This is a genomic window from Sphingobacterium sp. UBA2480 (genome assembly GCF_002341965.1).
Lineage (GTDB): Bacteria > Bacteroidota > Bacteroidia > Sphingobacteriales > Sphingobacteriaceae > Sphingobacterium > Sphingobacterium multivorum.
Genome location: NZ_DDPA01000007.1, coordinates 1 through 19,439, shown reverse-complemented (window position 1 = coordinate 19,439; position 19,439 = coordinate 1). Strand labels below are relative to the sequence as shown.

The window sequence follows — 19,439 nt, the reverse complement described above, 5'->3', positions numbered from 1 at the left end:
ATCATTGATCGGATTTCTTACTTTTATTTTAACATCATTTCCCGGATATACTTCACCGGTGAATTGCCAAAGCTCAGGAATTTTTCATTGAACGCCTTCAAATTAAACTGTTTTCCTTCTTTTTGCTTCACAGCTTCCCTAAGATCATAAATTTCTTTATATCCCGTAAAGTAAGATGTCAACTGCACGCTGCTCACCGACACACGTTTCCATTTTCCGGCTGCTTCAGCCTGCTGTTGAAACGCTTCATCAACCAACAAATGCATGGCGTCTTTTTCACTCATATTTTTCACATGGACGCTATAATCGAGTATCGCATTGCAAACAGTACGCAGATGCCATTTGTACCACATTAACCACATTTCTGGAGCATTGTCTCCGTAACCATTTTCGAGCATCATTTGTTCGGTATAGACAGCCCAGCCCTCAATCATTGCACCATTTCCTAAAATACTCTTTATGAGACTCGGCGATTGGTTGGCATACACCAATTGGGTATAATGGCCTGGAATAGCCTCGTGGATATTGAGTATCTGTAAAATGTAATGGTTATACTCCCGAAGGTAACTTTCCGTTGCCTCTTTCGTCCAACCGGTCAGACTGCCCACATTGTAATAGGTATTTCCGCCTTTATCGTATGGACCAGGTGCACTGATTGAAGCTCCTGCAACACCAGCCATATAAGCAGGCTCTTTACGCACCACGAGCGGCTTGCTATCATCGATGTACAATAAATCCTTTTGTTTGACAAATGCAACCAGCTTCGGTATCTGTGCTTCGATAGCTGATTGAAACTCTTCTGCTTTGACATGTTTGACAGACAGGGTGTCGATCATTTTTCGAATGACAAGCAAACTATCGGATGGCAAGGACGATTTTCCAAAATATTTAGGCCACAGCTCTTTGCTAATTTTATACATCTCTCTGTGTAAATAGCTTTTTCTTGCTAGAGCAGCCTGATAAATCTGTTCTGCCGTTGAACCCGATTGGATATCGAAATCAAATTTCTTGTCATAAAGTTCTTTTCCTAGTCTAAAACTTCGTGGAGAAGGGTTAGGTGTCACTTTTAAAAATTGAACATATCCGTTAATCGCCGCAATAGCTTGTTGTGAAGCCTTCTGGATGGCATCCTTTTCTGATGTCGGCAGATCGGATTTTTTAAGGGAATCCCGTAAATCGTTTTCGAACACAGATAAACCACCCAAATTCTGTTGAATGGCCAAATCGGTCAAGACCGTGGCCGGATTTTTAAGCTGTCCTTTCGCCGCCTCATAGTAGGCCGGAATCTTCGTCAACCGATGATATATCGCTTTAAGTCTGGTCGATAAAGGCGCATAATTCTCGGCAAGCATAAAAGCGATCGTCCCACCAACATTGTACGAAGAAGGATTCCACTCATACGCGCGCTCTTTTTCAATCGCCCAAATATTGGATTCAAGATAGTTTTGAATCAGATGATAATCTGTTTGCTGAGAAAGATTCAACGTACTCAGATCAAAATTTTTAAGGCTGTCCAAATGTCTTTTCGAAAACTCCAGTCGTAGTTTTTGCGCATCAGCATCAGGTATGGTCAACAAGGAATCATACTGATGGAATCCGACCTGGGTAGCCCATTCCGGATTTTCCTTCCAAAGCTGTAGAATAAAGCGGTCCTCATACGATTTAAACTTTTCATTCGCAGCAGTATCAACAGTAGATTGTCGGTCCTGAGTTCCCGATCCACAGGAAGCCATTAGGCCCAATCCAAAGATAGCAAGGGTATATGTTATAAGTTTCATTGGAGTATTTTGCCTAAAATTAACATTATTGTTGATGAATTTCAGCATTTTACTCCAATAATTTACAACTATAACCAGGTATGAAATTTCCGAATAAACCAATTTTTCACCCACTGCGTCATTAAACAATAGCAGATCAAAATGCCGATAAGCCATGGAAAATAAGTTAGAGGCAGTGCCTCCATTTTTAAAGCAGCAGCAAATGGTGTAAACGGCAAAACAACACCGATAATCATCATCAAACTCGTCAACGCCACAACCGGTGCTGCAGCCCAGCTTTGAATAAAGGGTATTTTCTTGGTTCTTATCATATGGATAATCAATGTTTGTGAAAGCAATCCCTCCACAAACCAACCAGTCTGAAAGAGTGTTTGATCCGATACGGTATTGGCCTTGAACACGAAAAACAATACTGCAAAAGTGGCAAAATCAAACAGTGAACTTATGGGACCAATAAATAACATAAACTTAGAGACACTGCCAGCGTCCCATTTCTTTGGCTCGACAATAAATTCCTCATCCATACTGTCCCAGGGAATAGCTACCTGCGATATATCATAGAGTAGATTCTGAATAAGCAGATGCACGGGCAGCATTGGAAGAAATGGAAGAAAAGCGCTAGCACCAAGCATACTGAACATATTGCCGAAATTACTGCTCGCCGTCATCTTGATATATTTAATGATATTGCCAAAAGTTCGACGCCCGTAAATAACCCCTTTTCGCAGCACCATAAGGTCCTTTTCCAACAGAATGATATCTGCGCTTTCCTTGGTGATATCGACAGCCGTATCCACGCTGATACCGACATCAGCCTCCTTAAGTGCCGCTGCGTCATTGATGCCATCGCCCATAAACCCAACCGTATGCCCCTTTTCCCTTAATGCCTTCACAACACGAACTTTTTGGAGCGGACTTAATTTCGCAAATACCGACACCCGATCAACACATTGATTTAGCTCGCTGTCCGTGATGCTATCTAATTCATTTCCATTGACGATCCGATCCACCGGAATGCCGACATCCAGACAGATTTTGCGTGTAATAATCTCATTGTCTCCAGTCAGTACTTTAATCGCAATCCCCAATTTCTGCAAGGCTTCAATCGCAGGCTGTGACGATGGTTTGGCCGGATCCAAAAAGCCAATAAATCCGGTCAACGTCATTTTCGCTTCATCTGCAACAGCATAGGTCAACGGGTGACTACCTTCAAATTCTCGGATAGCAACCAATAAAACACGTAGCCCTTCCTCATTCATCTTTTTTGATGTTTTCAATACAATTTTACGCATCGTATCGTCCATCGGTACTGTACGGTCATTTTCGACATGCAGGCTACGGTCATCTCCCGGATCAAAAGCATGTGTACATAACTCAAGCATTTCCTCTACGGCCCCTTTACAGATCAATAGGTGTTTGCCATTATGCTGTTTGAGGACCACAGACATCCGTCGCCGCTGAAAATCAAATGGAATCTCGTCAATTTTCAAATATTGATCCTCCACTTTCAGGTAATCGTGCAATTCGACATGTTCCAGCACAGCCTTATCCATCAGATTCTTCAGGCCAGTCTGATGAAAACTATTGAGATAGGCCCATTTGAGTACCTCGTCATCTTCGACACCGTAGACGTTCAGATGTTTTTCCATGACGATCTTGTCCAATGTCAATGTTCCTGTTTTATCCGTGCACAGAATATCCATGGCACCTATATTTTGGATGGAATTTAGCCGCTTGACGATGACTTTACGTTTGCTCATATTGACAGCACCCTTTGCCAGGTTAGCGGTGACAATCATGGGCAGCATTTCGGGTGTTAAACCTACAGCAACAGCAATGGCAAACAGTAGCGCTTCCGTCCAGTTCCCTTTCATCAACCCATTTATCAAGAAGATCAGCGGAACCATGACCAGCATAAAACGGATCAATAAAAAACTCACCTTATTTATCCCCTTATCAAAACTTGTTTCGGGACGTTCACCCGTAATCGATTTGCTGATACTTCCAAAATAGGTGTAGCTTCCTGTCGTTACAATCAGGGCTGTCGCCGATCCACTAACGACATTGGTCCCCATAAAACAAATATTACAAAGTTCAATAGGTGATTTATTCCCTGCATCCCGGATCGGCAAATAATTCTTCTCTACAGGAAGCGCCTCTCCGGTCAGCATACTTTCACTCACAAAAAGATCCTTACTCTGAATAATACGGCAATCTGCAGGAATCATATCCCCTGCGGAAAGGTATACAACATCTCCCGGCACCAGCTCAACAATAGGAATCTCTCTTTTGCCTTTAAATTTCCGCAATACTGTTGCCGTAGTTTTCACCATACTTTTTAATTTTTCTGCGGCGGCATTACTTCGATACTCCTGTACAAAACGAAGCAGTGCACTGACCAAAATCATAATGGACACCACAACAACTGTTTTATAATCCCGTTCGCCAACCTCCGGAAGCCCAACATCGATAATAAAGGAAACAGTGGCAATCAATAACAGAATATATATAAAGGGGTTAGCAAAAGATTTCAATAGCTGCACATACCACTTTGGGGCCTTTTGATGTTTCACCTCATTTAAACCAAATTTCTGTTGACGCTCCGCAGCCATTTCATATGTAATCCCTTCTCTGCTCGTTTCTAACATCGCGCAGGCAAGTTTTTCATCCTGACTGGCCACCCCCTGCAATTTGGTCACAGTCCCTACATTCATTCCATTGGAACTGATCATATTGTGCAATGGATTCCTTGTTGTTTTATTGTTCATTTTAATCATAACCCTATAGCCCGTTTCATGTTAATTTCCGTAAACCCAATTCGTATTACCGATCCAATTCTTATTACAAATCCGACTTGTATTACAAATCCGACTCGGTACCAATAATTTCCCAGCTTATTTTTGTTACTCTTTCTTCAATCGTCAATCGGCTAGCCATCCGTTCGATAAGACTGTCTTGCTGACCGATGGCTCTAACAATAGCCCTAATGACAACAGTGTTAGTAGCCAGGGTATCGTCACTCGAAAGGGAAGACAACAATAGCTTTTCGTTACTGCTGAGCATCTGCATCAATAAAACACGAATATGATTTTCGATGTCTATCCCACAGCCTATGGTCAGTAGATATTCGGTCTGGGATGCTGCCGATTTATTAAAAGTCAAGAAGGCCATTTTTTGTCCGATTGGACGAAAGATCAGGTGTGTAAAAATAATAGCCAGCGCAACGACATATGCTTGGGCATACAAACCTAGACCGGAGAGCGCGCCTACTGCCGCCGAACACCAAATCGTCGCTGCCGTGTTCAGGCCATGCACATTCAAACCGTCCTTCATAATCACACCAGCACCAAGAAAACCAATTCCACTGACCACATAAGAAGCGATCCGTCCGGTAGCATCACCGCCAATTTCTATGGAAAGTAACACAAAAGCTGCTGCTCCCAACGAAACTAAGGTATTCGTCCGAAGTCCCGCATTTTTCTGGCGCCATTGGCGCTCTACGCCCACGGCAGCGCCCAAAAGCAATGCAGCAAATAATCGTATGGTAAATTCAAAAACACTCATCTCTTTATCCTCCTTTGCCTGCAAAGGTCCACATTCCTCCCCCCATGATTCGTTAGAGATCTTTTAGAAAATTATTAGAATTTTATTAGAGAAATACTTAAATTAAAAAACTATAATACAGGTACTTACAATTTAAATATAAAATTTATAGATCAAGCTGTCCAATTTCTTTAACTTCAAGCATTGTTGTGGTGTAAATCAGTTACACTAAAAACAATAAAAAAATGGAACAACGAATTAATTTTTTCGCAAAAGGGCAAAACGCCATGAAATCGATGTTTGGAATAGGTGCATATCTGAGCAAGTGCTCCATAGAACAAGAGCTTTTGCATCTTATTTATTTCCGTGTATCACAAATCAATGGCTGTGCTTATTGTCTGGATATGCATTCAAAAGATCTACTGGCCACCGGAGATCAACCACAACGATTGTTCTTATTGGATGCCTGGCGGGAAGCCCCGCTGTATAGCGAACGTGAACGTGCTGCACTGGAATGGGCCGAAGCCGTGACGAAAATTACACATGGTGATGTATCGGACGAGGTTTATGCTAAAGCAACTGCAATATTTTCGGAAGAAGAACTTATTGACCTGACCTTGGCCATTACAGCAATCAATTCCTACAATAGGATCAATATTTCCTTCCGCACACAAGCAGGAAGCTACAAAGTTGGGCAGCACAAAGTACAGCCAACCTCATAAATACGAAACGTATATTTACACGATAAATTAAACCATAAAAATGAAAGATTTCATCTTATTATTTCGTCAGGGGGCCAATGAGCAAAGTCAACTGACAGAAGAAGAAGCAAAAGCTGTGAACAAAAGGTGGTTCGACTGGATCCATGACATCGATACGCAAGGTAAACTGAAGGATCATGGCTCCCGTCTTGAGCCTGCCGGAAAGGTATTAAAGCCTGGCGGTATCGTTACGGATGGACCTTTTGTGGAAATTCGGGAGAGACTCGGCGGTTTTATTGTCGTCGCAGCAGAGGATCTTGACGAAGCCACAACATTGGCCCATGGCTGTCCTATTCTCGAATTTAACGGAAGTGTAGAGATACGTGCACTGCTCAACTAATCATAATATACAGGATCGGCTGTACACCGACATAGCCGATCCTATTTTAAACTTATGGATCCAGATTTTCTAAAACAGCTTTTCCAGCAAGAATTTACCAAAATAGTCGCTGTCATCAGTAAGAGTTTTGGCCTCCAGTACATCGAAATAGCGGAAGATATCGTCAGCGAAACGTTCTTAGTTGCCACAGAATCCTGGCAGACCAAAGGCGTTCCTGCAAATCCTACAGCTTGGCTGTACACGGTTGCAAAACAAAAGACCTTGGCCCAGTTTAGAAGAAATAAAATATTTACTGATAAAATCATCCCGGCAGTACGGCAGCGGGAGCCAGAAGCGGAGAGCTTTGACGAGTTTAGTTTCTCGCAGGAAAATATTAAAGACAGCCAATTAAAAATGCTGTTTGCCATCTGCACGCCAGCAATTGCCAGTGAGGCACAAATTGGTCTTGCCCTTAGAATCCTCTGTGGTTTTGGGATAGAAGAAATTGCCGAAGCATTTCTTTCCAACAAAGAAACCATCAATAAGCGCCTATTCAGAGCAAAGGAAAAACTACGTTCAGAAAAAATCGAACTTGAGCTGCCTTCCGAAGCAGAAATTATGAAACGCCTCGATAATGTACTCCATATTATTTACCTCTTATTTAATGAAGGGTATTATTCTAAAACCCAAAATCAAATTTTACGAAAGGAGCTCTGTATTGAAGCGTTACGCCTTGCGCTCATGCTTTCATCTTATGAAAAAATCAATACACCCAAGACCAATGCGCTCATTGCGCTGATTTGTTTCCATTCTTCCCGCTTCGAGGCAAGGCTGACCAATGAAGGTGATTTCATTTTGTATGAGCAACAGGATGAGGAACGCTGGAATCAAGAACTCATCCATCAGGGGCTTTATTTTCTGAAGAATGCCGCATCGGGCGACGAACTCACATCTTATCATCTGGAGGCGAAAATTGCGCAATGCCATTGTATAAAGGAAGACAGTCCAGAAAAATGGACCGAAATCCTGCAGTGGTATGACCGTTTATTAGTCGTCAATTATTCCCCCGCAGCTGCATTAAATAGAATATTTGCCCTATATAAAGTAAAAGGCGCTAAAGCTGCATTGGCCGAAGTAAAAACCTTACAACTAGAAGACAACCACTTTTATTTTGTCCTCCTCGGGGAACTTTATCAGGATCTAGATAAAAACAAAGCCATCGCAAACTTCAATAAAGCAAAAAACCTCGCCAAAATAACATTGGAAAAAGAGGTTATTCAACAGAAGATTGATGCTATAAAGTCTGCAATGACCTAATTTGTTTGCTAGGCATCGATTACTTTTACTCTTTTCCAATAAGAAACAAAAAGCTGATACAGCTCCGAGGGCTCCAAATCAATCGTTGAGGACGAATACATAATACACAATTCTTGCGTGGATTCTTGATAAGCCATTTTCCATAACAGCGACGAAAGCCGCTCTTTATATTTAGAAGGATGACCCAGTGTTACAACAACCAGGGTATCACCACCTACTTTTTGTAAGTCAATGCTTTTAACATCCTGCCAGTCGCCTCGGCCAAAAGCTTTTGATACTGGTGTTGTCTTTCCAAGAAAATAGCGATCGTTCAAAACAATTTGCGCCGTTTTATCCCGAAGACTCAGTAGGCTGGAAAACAATAAAATTAAGAGTACCAGCAGTGCTCCGGCAGAGAAAACTGTCGGCTTTGCCTTAAATACTCCATCAAATAAACCGATACTGAACAATAAAACGACCAAAAGCAACAAACATAGAGCTCCCGAAATTGACAACAGCTGAATTGTTTTCCGTTTATTTCTGTATAAGCTTGTTTCCTCCATCGGCTTAATTCCCCCAGTTAACGTTCAAGTTATGTTTTTCGGCATAAGCTTTTCCTAAAGCATATACGTTGTCAAACACACTGTTAATGGAAGGCATATCGTTTTTTTCGATCTTCTGGAGTAAAGCCTGCTTTTCTTCAGCCGAACCTTTACCGTCACATAACTTTGCATAAGCGGTATATTCGTTTTTATAAACAGGCAACACTTTTTCAAATAATGCAATAGACTGCTCTTTCAACGCTTTGGCATAGGCATCGGAAACATTCAGTTCTTTAATATCCTTTAAAGCCTTTTCGACCACCTGAATTTTGATTCCAACAGATTTTTGAGCTTCGTCGCCTACTTTCTTACTGGAGGGCATATCCGCAAATTCTACGGTCTCCTGCTCGAGCTGTTTGCCGTAGCGTTCAGGGGCAAAATCTGCTACAAGATTTGTGTTTAAAACAACTTTTCCGAAAAAAGTCTCTGGACTTGGGGATTGACAGGCTGTAAAAAATAAGCTCGCCGACATAAAAATAACAACTAGTAAGTGCTTCATATAAAAATTCTGTTTGTGACCAAAGTAATTAATTATCATGAAATAGGCAAACATGTTGTCCCATCATATCGCTGTATAAAATTGTCATCGACCAGTCTGTTTAGGTGAAAAAAGCACGATAGCCGAGCGATTCATATTGCACAAAATGTTAATTTTTAATATATTAGCAATTACAACATAAGCGATTAAAAACAGTCATTATGGGCTATGATATTAGTTACCACCCCATCTCAGAACAGCAGATAGAAACTTGGTATTTTGACTTGCTCAAAAATCCTGAAAAGATTGAGGAAGTTTCTGCAGTTCACCAACTAGAAGACTTCTATAAAACCAAGTACCAAGACACCTTAAATGCGGGTCGGGAAACCGATAAAAATGATTATTTTGACAAAACCCATGGATTTTTCATTGCTGTTGTCCAGGGTTTTTTCGAAAAATACTTCTATGTGCGCGGTGGAGCCCTATCCTTCTCCAAAAATGACCATTTATCCAGCTATTACAAACAGTGGAATGAATTTGTACAACATGAATTTCTGACCAATAATATCGAAAATAGGCTTGTAGAAAACTATTGTTCGGGTGTCTTTATCCCAGCAGAAAAAGTTGCGCAATTGTTGGTAGACTACCATAATAATCCAACGATCAAGGCTGAACTAGATACGCTATTTTCTGATAACCGTATTGCTGTTTTCCTCAATGCTCTGCAATATGCCAAAGATCGTAACCTTGGTCTTTTGGAAGCAACAGAAGTTGTCGAACCACAACCTTTTGATCTGAATGAATCAAAAAGTTACTCCAACCTCTTTAACTGCGACAAAGAAGGCCCACTTTTATATCAGACAACGGCATTAAAACAGATCCAGGAAATAGAACATCGTCATGGAATTCCTGAAAATGAGATCTTACCAAATGTCAAAACAGAAACAATCCATGCCAACCCTAAACATTTTGACACAACAGATAGTTCTAGTTCGCAAAGCAGTAAAAAAAAGAGCTTTTGGAGCCGGTTATTCGGCAAAGATTAAACACTGATAATTGCTAGACATTCGGCCCTATAACGATATACTGTTGAAGAAATCTTGAATTCCAACCTATTAAACACTTCAATAATATTGGTTTCAAGCAACTATACACATAGACTGCAAAAAAAAGACTGCTTTGCATCTGAATTAAACAAATGATTTGACGATATTCGTCTTAGCATTATAACTGCTCATCCCATTATGATCTTCATTTTTCTTCTTATTATTCTTACGCTTTTCGGAATTTTATATCTGCTTCGTTCTGTTGTCAAAAAACAACAGCGGAAAATAACAATTGTTGAGTATGCGATCATCATCGGTTACCTGATTTCGTTAATGATAACCGGAGTAGGGCTATTATTCCACTCAAGTCAATATAATCAAGCCGTAGATCCTGTAGATGGTGATTGCTATATTCCCTTCGGTGGAAAACACATTTTATCGCTTGTGTTTTATTTCCTAACATTTAATATTTCAGCAATAGCGATTTGGCTCAAAGGACGAAAAATCCCCCCTATTCCTCTTGTTCTAATGCTGATTATGTTAATGATAGGCAGTATGATCAGTGTGTTTGTACTCGTTCAGGTCAGTCACCACGATACGTCCACATTGGACATGTATGTTGGCAACGAGGGAACCTTATACTTTATTTTCACACCATTATGCTGCTTGATCATGGGTATAGGATTAATCCGTAAAATCATCGTTGAAGAACAGGGTTACGCCTCGACGAGAAGCTATGCCAACGCCACGCTCAACAAGATCAATAACCTACTTTCGGCAAAGCTAAATTACCCCACATGGGCGCTTATTTTACTTGTTCCGGTCTTTCTCTTACTAACAATTATCCTCATCCTTTTGGGGCAGGATCGGGATTCAATGGTGAAAGTTTTCACAGAAACAACCACTTGGGCTTTTTCACAAAAAATGCACCCTCCCATCTTGGATCATCAGGGACATTACCTCTGTACAGTTGCCGCTAAAGGAGATCCCGCCCTTGTAAAACCATTGCGATTAGGCAAAAGACATGGTAACACCATTATCGTCAATAGACAACTCCAAATTGCCAATGCATTCGAAGAAATATTAAGCGATCTATCGCCAGTATTACACCGCTATGTTAGATATTGCTATGATAAATATGGGTTTAATATCTCGATCAAAATAAATTCTGTTAGGGCATCAAATATGACCTATGTCCTGATGAAACCCCTTGAATATTTTTTTCTTTTTTCCCTGTATATGTGCTACGTGGAACCCGAAAAAAAAATTGCCAAGCAATACAGCTGATCTTTTCTGAAAACAGCGATGCCCTTTTTCGGCAGAGAAACCAAGTTTGGACTAACTTGGGACTTATGATCTGCTAACTTATTACCTTTTAAACATTATGGATCAAACAGCTCAATTTATTGTCCTGACAGGAGGACCTGGTGTCGGTAAAACAACGCTATTAAAGGAATTACAACAACTGGGATTTAGTGTTGTACCGGAGGATGCCCGGCGGATTATCCGAGAACAAATGGAAATGAATGGCGACGGCCTCCCCTGGAAGAATAAGCGTCATTATGCCGAGCTCATGCTAGCGGCGTCTTGCAGCGGTTATTCGGAACAGTTGCGTAAAGATCAAACCCGCTATGTGTTTTTTGACCGCGGGATTCCAGATACATTAGCATATATTGCCATGGAAGGTCTTGCAATCGGGGAAGATTGCCTGCGAGAAGCAAGATTGAAGCGTTATCATAAAAAGGTATTCATCTTACCACCTTGGGCAGAGATCTATGCGAATGACAACGAGCGGAAACAAACTTGGCAGGAGGCCGAAAATACCTTCAAGATAATGAAAGAGACCTATACAAAACTGGGTTATGAAACCATTGAGGTTCCAAAAACAACCGTATTTGATCGCGCGCAGTTCATCCTGAAAGTCCTGGATCAGCAAAACTATTGATTCCGCATTTCTTTCTCAATACGGCGGTCGGGAATAATCCACATAATAGCAACCGTTCCGTATAGCACTAAACTGATATACGGATTGATAAAAGACAGACCTATTCCCAGAAAATACAGTGCGGTAGAAATATTTTCTTTTGTTTTCGATTTGACCGCTTTTTTCAATGCAGAATCTTCGCCCTCAATCTGGATCACAAAATACTCCACGATATGGTAGGCAATAGAACACATGATCAACACAACACCGTAAGCAATAATCGGATCTCGACCAAAATGGGATTCACCTATCCAATTAGTGGTAACCGGCATTAAGGATAGCCAAAACAATAAATGGAGATTGCTCCAAAGTACTTTGCCGTTTACTTTGCGAACGATTTGAAAGAGGTGATGGTGGTTGTTCCAATAGAGTCCCACATACATAAAACTTACGATATAAGAGATGATTTTGGGCAATAAAGGCTTGAGGCTTGCAAAAGTAACCCCTTCAGGTACTTTTAATTCAAGTACCATAATCGTTATAATGATGGCTAGAACGCCATCACTGAATGCTTCTATTCGACCCTTAGTCATTTTTAAATAGTGGGGTTAATAACTGATATTGTAAACCCAATCGGAATACATTTAATCGTGCGGCACCGGGATCAGCGCCAAGCATCCCGCTGTTGTAATCCTTCAGTCCCCATGAATATCCAGCAAACACCGTATAACGGTCATAATTTACATTAAACTGTAATCGAGGGCGTAGATCCAAATCTATAATCTTGCCGCGGTCACGATCAAAACTTGTTTTATTACCCTGCTTATCTTCAATGCTACCATTTTCTTTAATGCTTAACGTTTTGGCAATATCCATACCCAGCTGTATATCCATTGTCATCGGTTCAAAAAAGACACGATAGCCAACAAAAGGATTAAAATTGATAAATTGTTGATTGAGACGGGTTTGACCACGGCTTCCATTCATAAACTCGTTGCCTTCCAAATCAATCTTTGTCTGCAATCGTTCATAAGCGCCTTCCAAACCTAATATCAGGTTGTTGGCAAAAACATACCTGTAGTTTAAAGCACCACCGATATTGATTCCATATTTTTTTCCATAAGGATTATTGGTATAATAGTCCTGCTGCGTAGATCCATTCAACATACTCTTCGCTTCGGCTCCCGATCCCGTAAAGTTGGACACACCGGAAGTAATACCCACTCGTAGTTCGTGCGATTGCGAGAAAGCCATAAAATGGGTTATACCAGCAAAAAGTCCGACAAGTAAAAATCTCTTCATCATAACCGAAATATTAAATTAAAATCCTTAAAAAAATGAGCGTGTTCGATTGTTAAAAGTAAGAAAATTTATGTGATTCAACTTACTCCAATCCTTATTTTTTCTGAAACGGTAATGTTTATCCATCAGCGGAAATCCATCCGCTTGATCGGCTATAAAAAAAACATCATAAGACAGAATGACTATATTTATTGAACTACATCAATGAAAATGAATCAATTCAGGCTTATTTTTGTTGTATTACAAACAAAAGAATTATCCGTATGAAATATATATTGGAAAACCCTGTCATCGGTCATATTGCCGAGCAGAAATATAAGACCAGCATCCACTGGAGGAATGGTGAATTTATTACGGATGAACCTGAAAAACTTGGCGGAAGAGATCTTGGGCCTGACCCTTACACCCTTCTGATTTCATCGCTTGTATCTTGTACATTAGCTACGCTACGCATGTACATCGATAAAAAAGGACTTGATATTCCAGAAATTTCTGTCAGTTCAAATATGTATCTCAAGATTGAAAAAGGACAGGTGGTTACGTATTTTGATCGCGAGATCGCTTTTGGACAAATCTTAGCGGAGGATACCCGAGAACGACTTCAACAAATTGCCGAAGAATGTCCCATTTCAAAAATTTTAAAGGGTAATGCCATTGTTAATACAGTAATTCGTACAAATCCTTAAGAAGGAAGCATCACGATAGCGAATGATAAACAAAAGTTGCGCTTCAACTCATCAACATTAGCGTGTAACGAATTTGTGTATCATTATACTAATCATACACTTAAAAATAGCATTCATCATGAAAACCATAAACTTTCTCCTATTGGGTAAAAATGAAGAAATTCTCCTCACGCTCAAGAGAATCATTGAAAGCACACCCAGCTGGAATGCAACGATACAACAGGATTTGGGTACTTGTAAGAAACATCTGATAGACAATCCTGTAGATGTTTTATTATTGAGTTCGGGACTCTCTCCTCAGGAAGAGCATGAAATAACAGATCACCTTTCGCGGCTCACCTATCCGGTTGGCCTGATCAAACATTATGGCGGTGGAAGTGGACTTCTAAAAAATGAAGTCTACAGTCTTTTTCCAGACTTACGTTCCGTTTAATAATGGCTAGACCACAAGCAACAGCTTCTTAAAGAAACAACTAAAATCCGCTAAAATCCTTTCTTTATTGAACTAGATCAATAGAAATCAATGGCTAATAGGCTAATTTTGGATACTAAATAATAAGATCATGAACAAACAGAACTTTATAAAAAAAGGCCTTTTGGGTTCCGGAATATTTGCATCAACAGTATCTTCAGCTGATATCTTGAAGAATGATATTGACGAGATAGAACCGCTTGAAACGCTGGATGCCGAAGATGTAAATTATAATTCAGACAAATTGGAAAACCATAGCGTCCTCCATAAAGCAGCTACACGCGGTCATGCAAATCATGGCTGGTTAGAAAGCAATCATACGTTTAGCTTCGCCAATTATCACGACCCCGAACGTATGCACTTTGGTGTATTGCGGGTACTAAATGATGATATGGTGGCTGAAGGAAGAGGTTTTGGCAAACACCCGCACGATAATATGGAAATCATCAGTATTCCTTTGGAAGGTGATTTGCAACACGAAGACAGCATGGGTAACAAAGCCATTATCCGGAAAGGAGATATTCAGGTCATGAGTGCCGGAACGGGCATCATACACAGTGAATATAATAAAAACACCGATCAGGTAGTGAAGTTTCTTCAGATTTGGGTGTACCCTAATCAACGGAATGTAAGCCCGCGCTACGATCAAATTACATTAGATATCGCACAAAGACAGAATAAATTCCAACAAATTCTTTCGCCCAATCCAGAAGACGAGGGGGTATGGATCCATCAGGATGCCTGGTTTTCTATGGGGCATTTTGACAAGGACGTCCAGACAAAATACCAGATCAAAAAGGCCGGAAACGGTGTATATGTTTTTGTAATAAAAGGCAGTGTTACCGTCGAAGGACAAGAATTGGAGAGCAGGGATGGTTTTGGAATCTGGGATGTCGCTGAAATTAACCTGAAAGTCACCTCAGCAGATACTGAAATCCTACTGATGGACCTCAGTATGATATTGGACTAATTTTATACACTTAGACGTCAATTAACAAAAAGAGGAGCCTATGAGGCTCCCCTTTTTGTTAAGGCTATTTATTATTTTTAGAAAGTAACGGAATTCAGCTTTTTATCAACCAAAATACCATCTATCGCTTTCAGATTGAAGTTGACATTGCGTTTTGCTTTCAATTTAATCTTAAATAAAACTTCAGACCCATTCAAGGTCTCCTTATTGCCAAGATTAACAAAAGTAGCATACAGCGCTTTACTTCCATTGGTGTGAAGACGATCGTTACTATAATTGTTCATCTCTTTCAGCTGTACAGGTTCAATACCGACATATTCAAAATCGCCCTGATTGTACGGAAGAGCGAAACTAAGCGCATTGACAGCTTTAAGATTCTCCCCGCTAATACTGATCTCTACGGTGTCTCCCGACTTCAAGCTTGTTTTTGAGGGAACCAATTTTAGTTTACCAGCTACTTTTTCTTCCTTTGCTGGTTTTGCACCACCTTCGATAACAACAGCGACATTGGAAATATCATAAGCGTCAATCAAATTATTCTTATTGACATCACCATTGCTGACATAACCTTCAAAATCTCCATCACCCAATCGCAATCCCGTATAGTTAATATAAGATGTCAAATCATTATGATCGATCAATCGGTCATTATTAATATCGCCTGGTAGGTAGCTTGACGATCCTGGCACTTTAAACACATATAATTCTCTTCCTGAACCAAAACCTCCAACAGCTTCAGAAACTGAAATTTTGATAAATCGGGCGACCGGATGGGTTCCAAAATCAAAACGTTTCATTTCGCCATCACGTTTCCAATCAAAACTACCAGCTTCCGTCCAGGTATCCTTATCGTTGCTATAGAATACTTTTCCTTTTAAAAGGATGCCGTTTCCGCCATCGGTTCTTGGAAGATACTCAAACTTATCCAATTGATTAACAGATTTTAGATCTAAGGTCATATCAAACGGAACAGCTGCCTGTCCCCATTTTGTATGCCACAAATCCCCCTCATCATAATTGAACAATTTATTGATACCATTTCCGCCTTGGTTATCCACAGAAGTCTCTGCTTTGATTCCTTCGATGGCAAATTCCAATGGATTTGCCTTTGTTTTTGCGGCAAATGTACTCCAATCTGAAACACCCGATTTATTGACCGCTCTAATTTTAAACTGGTAATCAGTTTCCGCGGCCAATCCTTCGAATAGCAACTGACTGTCTTTGATGGTCGAATAGATCAGATTATTGAATTCAATTTCATAATAATCAGCATTTGCAACCTTTTCCCAGGTTGGGGTTAAGGTATATGCTTGTGTATGTTGATCTGTGATAACAGCTTTGGGCGAAGTCAAAGCACCGGTCTGAGCCAGATAGTTGTCAACAGGAGCATATTCGAAACCCTCCAATTGTACTTCTATTGCAGTCGATGAGACATCCTGTTTCGCTAGTCGTACCAGCAACATCGGATTTTTCACCAAAGGTACTTTTTCAAATTCAGATCCCTTGGTTGCAAACTGATTCAGGTTTGGCTGAGCATCGTAGAAATATACGTTTTCAGAAGTATTGAACGCATCTAAGCTGTTCACTTCTTTAAGTTTATTATTTTTTCCATTGACCTTTACGGTCAATTTCTTAGGTGCTTTGGTAACGTTGAAACGAATTTCGGTAGACTTCATTTTTTCAAATCCGTCAAATTCGCCCTGTGTTGGAGCAATCGTAAAAACAACTTTATTATTGTTTAACTGCGAAGTTAGGGATGTAGTTACTCCCTTACCATACCGATAAGCCTCGGTTTTTCCATCATCATCATATTCCAGGAAATTGGAATTCCCATAAGGATACACCTCATAAATACGTTGATCCTTTTTGATTTCCAGCACATTATTATTCGGGTTGGTTACCGGAATAATAGCTCCATTTTTCACAAAAACAGGCAGCTTCCAAATAGGCACATTAAAGTTATTGATGATACGGCCACCCTGGTATTTTTCACCCGTAAAATAATCAATCCATTCACCATCCGGCAGGTAGATACCATTGCGTATATCATTTCCCTTCTCATCCACACGTGTTTCCTGATAAATCGGTGCCACCAGGAAATTTGGACCATAGAGGTACTGGTATTGCGTTGCCTTTCCAAGTGTATAAGCATTTGCTTGCTCTAAAAACATCGCGCGAATGATGGGCAGACCATCTACCGCTTGTTTTGCCACACTATAGCTGTAGGGAACCAATTGAGATTTCAATTTCAGATACAGACGATTGATCGAAGTAGCTGGCTCGCCCAAAGCATGAGGGTATTTCTCGTTCGAGCCCCAGCCATCCATATTGAGTTCCATGGGTGTCCAAGTCTTCCATTGAAAATCACGGATATTGACCTTGAAGTTTTTACCACCAAAGATCCCGTCCATGTCAGAGGTAATGTTGGGCTGGCCCGAAAGTCCCGAGCCTATATATGTTGGTATGTGGAATCGAATATACTCCCATACACCTCCAGTTTGGTCACCCGACCAGATACCCGCATAGCGCTGCGTACCTGCCCAACCATCCAATGAAATAATAAATGGACGAGCGTCGTTGCCATAGTAAGGCATGGTATGCCCTACATCAGCTACCCCGTTGAGACCAAAGGAGTATCCTGGGCCCACCCAGGCCACATCCGTCTTTAGGACTCTCACACCTGCATCCCGTACCTCTTTTACTATATCACGTTGCAGTAATGCACTGATGCTGTCTTTGGGATGGAGATCAGACTGTGTCCATAAACCGATTTCCACACCATTCTTACGTGCATAATCGCCGAACTCTTTCAGGTTTTGGATATTTCCATCTAAAGATGCCGTTTGACCATATCCAGCACCGTAACCATCATTGGGAAGAATCCAACCCAAAGGCATGTCATGGGCTTTATAACGGTCTATGACTGCGCGAGCCGAAAATTGATAATTGTTTTTCTCGCCATTCAGCGATTCTTTGATTCCGCCATTGTCCTTTTGGCTTTCTTTATAGCGTTTGCCATCTTCAAAAAGAATTCCCTTTTCATCTTCTTTCCAAAAATCGCGGTTATAAGCATTAAGATGTCCTTCGTACAAACCAAATTTTGGTAGAAGAATTGGGTTACCCGTCAATTGGTAGAAATCGTTGAGCAAAGGCACAATACCGTCACCAACCATAAAAAAGACATCCAGATAATCCGTATCGTGGGCCAATTTGACTGTGCCAGCGGTTTTGGCTCCAAAGGCGTAACTTCCCTTCTTAAAAGTATGCCACATAAAACCATACCCTTTGGTTGACCAGTAATAAGGGGTTGGAGAGGCAACACCGCCATCGGTCCAGCTGTTCTGATTTTCGATAGCAATTACTTTTCCCTTATGTGAAAAACGTCCATTTTGAACGCCACCACCAAAAAAGTACTCATCCGCATTTTCCTTTAATTCAAGGCTTACTTGTTTGTCCTCAAAAACGACCGGCTTTAAGCTTTCAACTACAATCTTATTGGTTTTACGATTAAGGATACTAAACTGTGAAGTCTGTTTATCCATTGAAAAAAGAATATCGTTGGTGGAGATGCTGACCTTATTACCCTCATCCTTTACTTCGAGCTCAGCGACAGTTTTCCGAGGTTGCTCTACCAATATTTTTGCGTCGGGTTTAGCTTCAGGGTCACGAATAATTCCACCATGAACATCCTGAAACATTCTAAAAATATGATTACCGTAGAAATCTAAAGTCAGACGTTGGCCATTATCGTATACAATCTCAACTGTAGTCGGATTAATTTTTTGAATCGCGATAATACGATTAGCTTGATCGCGACCTATTGTATTGTAATAATTGATCGTACTTACTTTAGCATCGACTCGAGTGGGTTGAAAAATAAAAGGAGAAGCCAATCCCATCAGTAAACTGACTTGTGCTTTTGTACTCCAAAAAGATATCTTCATGCGTATGATTTATAATGCATTAAATTAACTTAACAATAATACAATAGTAAATTGAACTAAAAAAGAGAATCGGGAATGCAAACGATTGTCCAATAATAATGTTGCAGGCTAACCGATCTATTGTAGGTTGTTCACCAAATATCGAATGTTTACTTCCATGTGGCTTATGAGATGAGCGTTATTATGAATGACACATAAAACTGGAGGGACTGTTACAGGGGCGCTGCAGGAAAGTAAATTCAAGCAACGTACTGCGATCACCAAAAAATATTGAAGAAATGCGATAGCATGTGCAGAGAAGTACGGAAGATATGCAAT

At 40.5% G+C, this 19,439-nt stretch carries 18 protein-coding genes; 9 read left to right on the top strand and 9 right to left on the bottom strand.

Features of this window, described 5'->3' with window-relative positions:
* Nucleotides 1-23: 23 nt before the first annotated feature.
* The 3 genes from B3600_RS13350 to B3600_RS13340 form a co-directional block, all read right to left on the bottom strand.
* On the bottom strand, nt 24-1,778 hold the full coding sequence (locus B3600_RS13350; RefSeq protein WP_286753249.1) for a DUF885 domain-containing protein: 1,755 nt from the start codon (nt 1,776-1,778) through the stop codon (nt 24-26).
* A gap of 68 nt (nt 1,779-1,846) precedes the next feature.
* On the bottom strand, nt 1,847-4,546 hold the full coding sequence (gene mgtA / locus B3600_RS13345) for a magnesium-translocating P-type ATPase (RefSeq protein WP_286753248.1): 2,700 nt from the start codon (nt 4,544-4,546) through the stop codon (nt 1,847-1,849).
* A gap of 91 nt (nt 4,547-4,637) precedes the next feature.
* Nucleotides 4,638-5,342 (bottom strand): MgtC/SapB family protein, encoded by a 705-nt coding sequence (locus tag B3600_RS13340; protein ID WP_286753247.1) that lies wholly within the window; start codon nt 5,340-5,342, stop codon nt 4,638-4,640.
* Nucleotides 5,343-5,566: 224 nt separating this feature from the next.
* Here B3600_RS13340 and B3600_RS13335 point away from each other — a divergent pair, with 224 nt between their 5' ends.
* From B3600_RS13335 to B3600_RS13325, 3 genes are read left to right on the top strand one after another with little or no spacing between them, the layout of a single operon-like run.
* Nucleotides 5,567-6,043: a carboxymuconolactone decarboxylase family protein gene (locus B3600_RS13335; RefSeq protein ID WP_046672123.1), complete on the top strand. Its 477-nt coding sequence runs from the start codon at nt 5,567-5,569 to the stop codon at nt 6,041-6,043.
* 40 nt (nt 6,044-6,083) lie between these two features.
* Entirely contained in the window at nt 6,084-6,422 is a 339-nt protein-coding gene (locus tag B3600_RS13330; protein ID WP_046672122.1) for a YciI family protein, read from the top strand.
* Between the two features lie 54 nt (nt 6,423-6,476).
* On the top strand, nt 6,477-7,718 hold the full coding sequence (locus B3600_RS13325; protein WP_286753246.1) for an RNA polymerase sigma factor: 1,242 nt from the start codon (nt 6,477-6,479) through the stop codon (nt 7,716-7,718).
* 8 nt (nt 7,719-7,726) lie between these two features.
* On the opposite strand, the gene B3600_RS13320 is transcribed toward B3600_RS13325, so the two are convergent.
* Both B3600_RS13320 and B3600_RS13315 read right to left on the bottom strand, forming a co-directional pair.
* Nucleotides 7,727-8,260, bottom strand: a complete 534-nt coding sequence (locus tag B3600_RS13320; RefSeq protein WP_286753245.1) for an STM3941 family protein — start codon at nt 8,258-8,260, stop codon at nt 7,727-7,729.
* Nucleotides 8,261-8,264: 4 nt separating this feature from the next.
* Entirely contained in the window at nt 8,265-8,798 is a 534-nt protein-coding gene (locus tag B3600_RS13315; RefSeq protein WP_286753244.1) for a hypothetical protein, read from the bottom strand.
* A gap of 200 nt (nt 8,799-8,998) precedes the next feature.
* On the opposite strand from B3600_RS13315, the gene B3600_RS13310 reads away from it, so the two are divergent.
* The 3 genes from B3600_RS13310 to B3600_RS13300 all read left to right on the top strand — a co-directional run bounded on the left by B3600_RS13310 (nt 8,999) and on the right by B3600_RS13300 (nt 11,768).
* Nucleotides 8,999-9,823 (top strand): hypothetical protein, encoded by an 825-nt coding sequence (locus B3600_RS13310; protein ID WP_286753243.1) that lies wholly within the window; start codon nt 8,999-9,001, stop codon nt 9,821-9,823.
* A 198-nt stretch (nt 9,824-10,021) separates the two neighbouring features.
* Entirely contained in the window at nt 10,022-11,110 is a 1,089-nt protein-coding gene (locus B3600_RS13305) for a DUF6688 domain-containing protein (RefSeq protein WP_286753242.1), read from the top strand.
* Between the two features lie 97 nt (nt 11,111-11,207).
* Complete coding sequence (locus tag B3600_RS13300; protein ID WP_112375647.1) at nt 11,208-11,768, top strand: AAA family ATPase; 561 nt, start codon at nt 11,208-11,210, stop codon at nt 11,766-11,768.
* Here the strand turns inward: B3600_RS13300 and B3600_RS13295 are convergent.
* Both B3600_RS13295 and B3600_RS13290 read right to left on the bottom strand, forming a co-directional pair.
* Nucleotides 11,762-12,340 carry a TMEM175 family protein gene (locus B3600_RS13295; RefSeq protein WP_046672115.1) on the bottom strand — a complete coding sequence of 193 codons (579 nt, stop codon included), beginning with the start codon at nt 12,338-12,340 and terminating at the stop codon, nt 11,762-11,764. The two genes, B3600_RS13300 and B3600_RS13295, sit on opposite strands and share 7 nt — an antisense overlap.
* Entirely contained in the window at nt 12,333-13,052 is a 720-nt protein-coding gene (locus B3600_RS13290; RefSeq protein ID WP_286753241.1) for an outer membrane beta-barrel protein, read from the bottom strand. The genes B3600_RS13295 and B3600_RS13290 overlap by 8 nt, the downstream gene beginning before the upstream one ends.
* 260 nt (nt 13,053-13,312) lie before the next feature.
* On the opposite strand from B3600_RS13290, the gene B3600_RS13285 reads away from it, so the two are divergent.
* The 3 genes from B3600_RS13285 (at nt 13,313) to B3600_RS13275 (ending at nt 15,177) form a co-directional block, all read left to right on the top strand.
* Entirely contained in the window at nt 13,313-13,735 is a 423-nt protein-coding gene (locus B3600_RS13285; RefSeq protein ID WP_286753240.1) for an OsmC family protein, read from the top strand.
* 118 nt (nt 13,736-13,853) lie between these two features.
* Nucleotides 13,854-14,168: a hypothetical protein gene (locus B3600_RS13280; protein WP_286753239.1), complete on the top strand. Its 315-nt coding sequence runs from the start codon at nt 13,854-13,856 to the stop codon at nt 14,166-14,168.
* A gap of 130 nt (nt 14,169-14,298) precedes the next feature.
* Nucleotides 14,299-15,177 carry a pirin family protein gene (locus B3600_RS13275; RefSeq protein WP_046672112.1) on the top strand — a complete coding sequence of 293 codons (879 nt, stop codon included), beginning with the start codon at nt 14,299-14,301 and terminating at the stop codon, nt 15,175-15,177.
* Between the two features lie 77 nt (nt 15,178-15,254).
* On the opposite strand, the gene B3600_RS13270 is transcribed toward B3600_RS13275, so the two are convergent.
* Together B3600_RS13270 and B3600_RS13265 are read right to left on the bottom strand one after the other, a co-directional pair.
* Nucleotides 15,255-19,121, bottom strand: coding sequence for a TIM-barrel domain-containing protein (locus B3600_RS13270; RefSeq protein WP_286753238.1), 3,867 nt, complete (start codon nt 19,119-19,121; stop codon nt 15,255-15,257).
* Between the two features lie 117 nt (nt 19,122-19,238).
* Nucleotides 19,239-19,439, bottom strand: a 201-nt coding sequence (locus B3600_RS13265) for a hypothetical protein (protein WP_286753237.1), incomplete at its 5' end; no start/stop codon positions are given.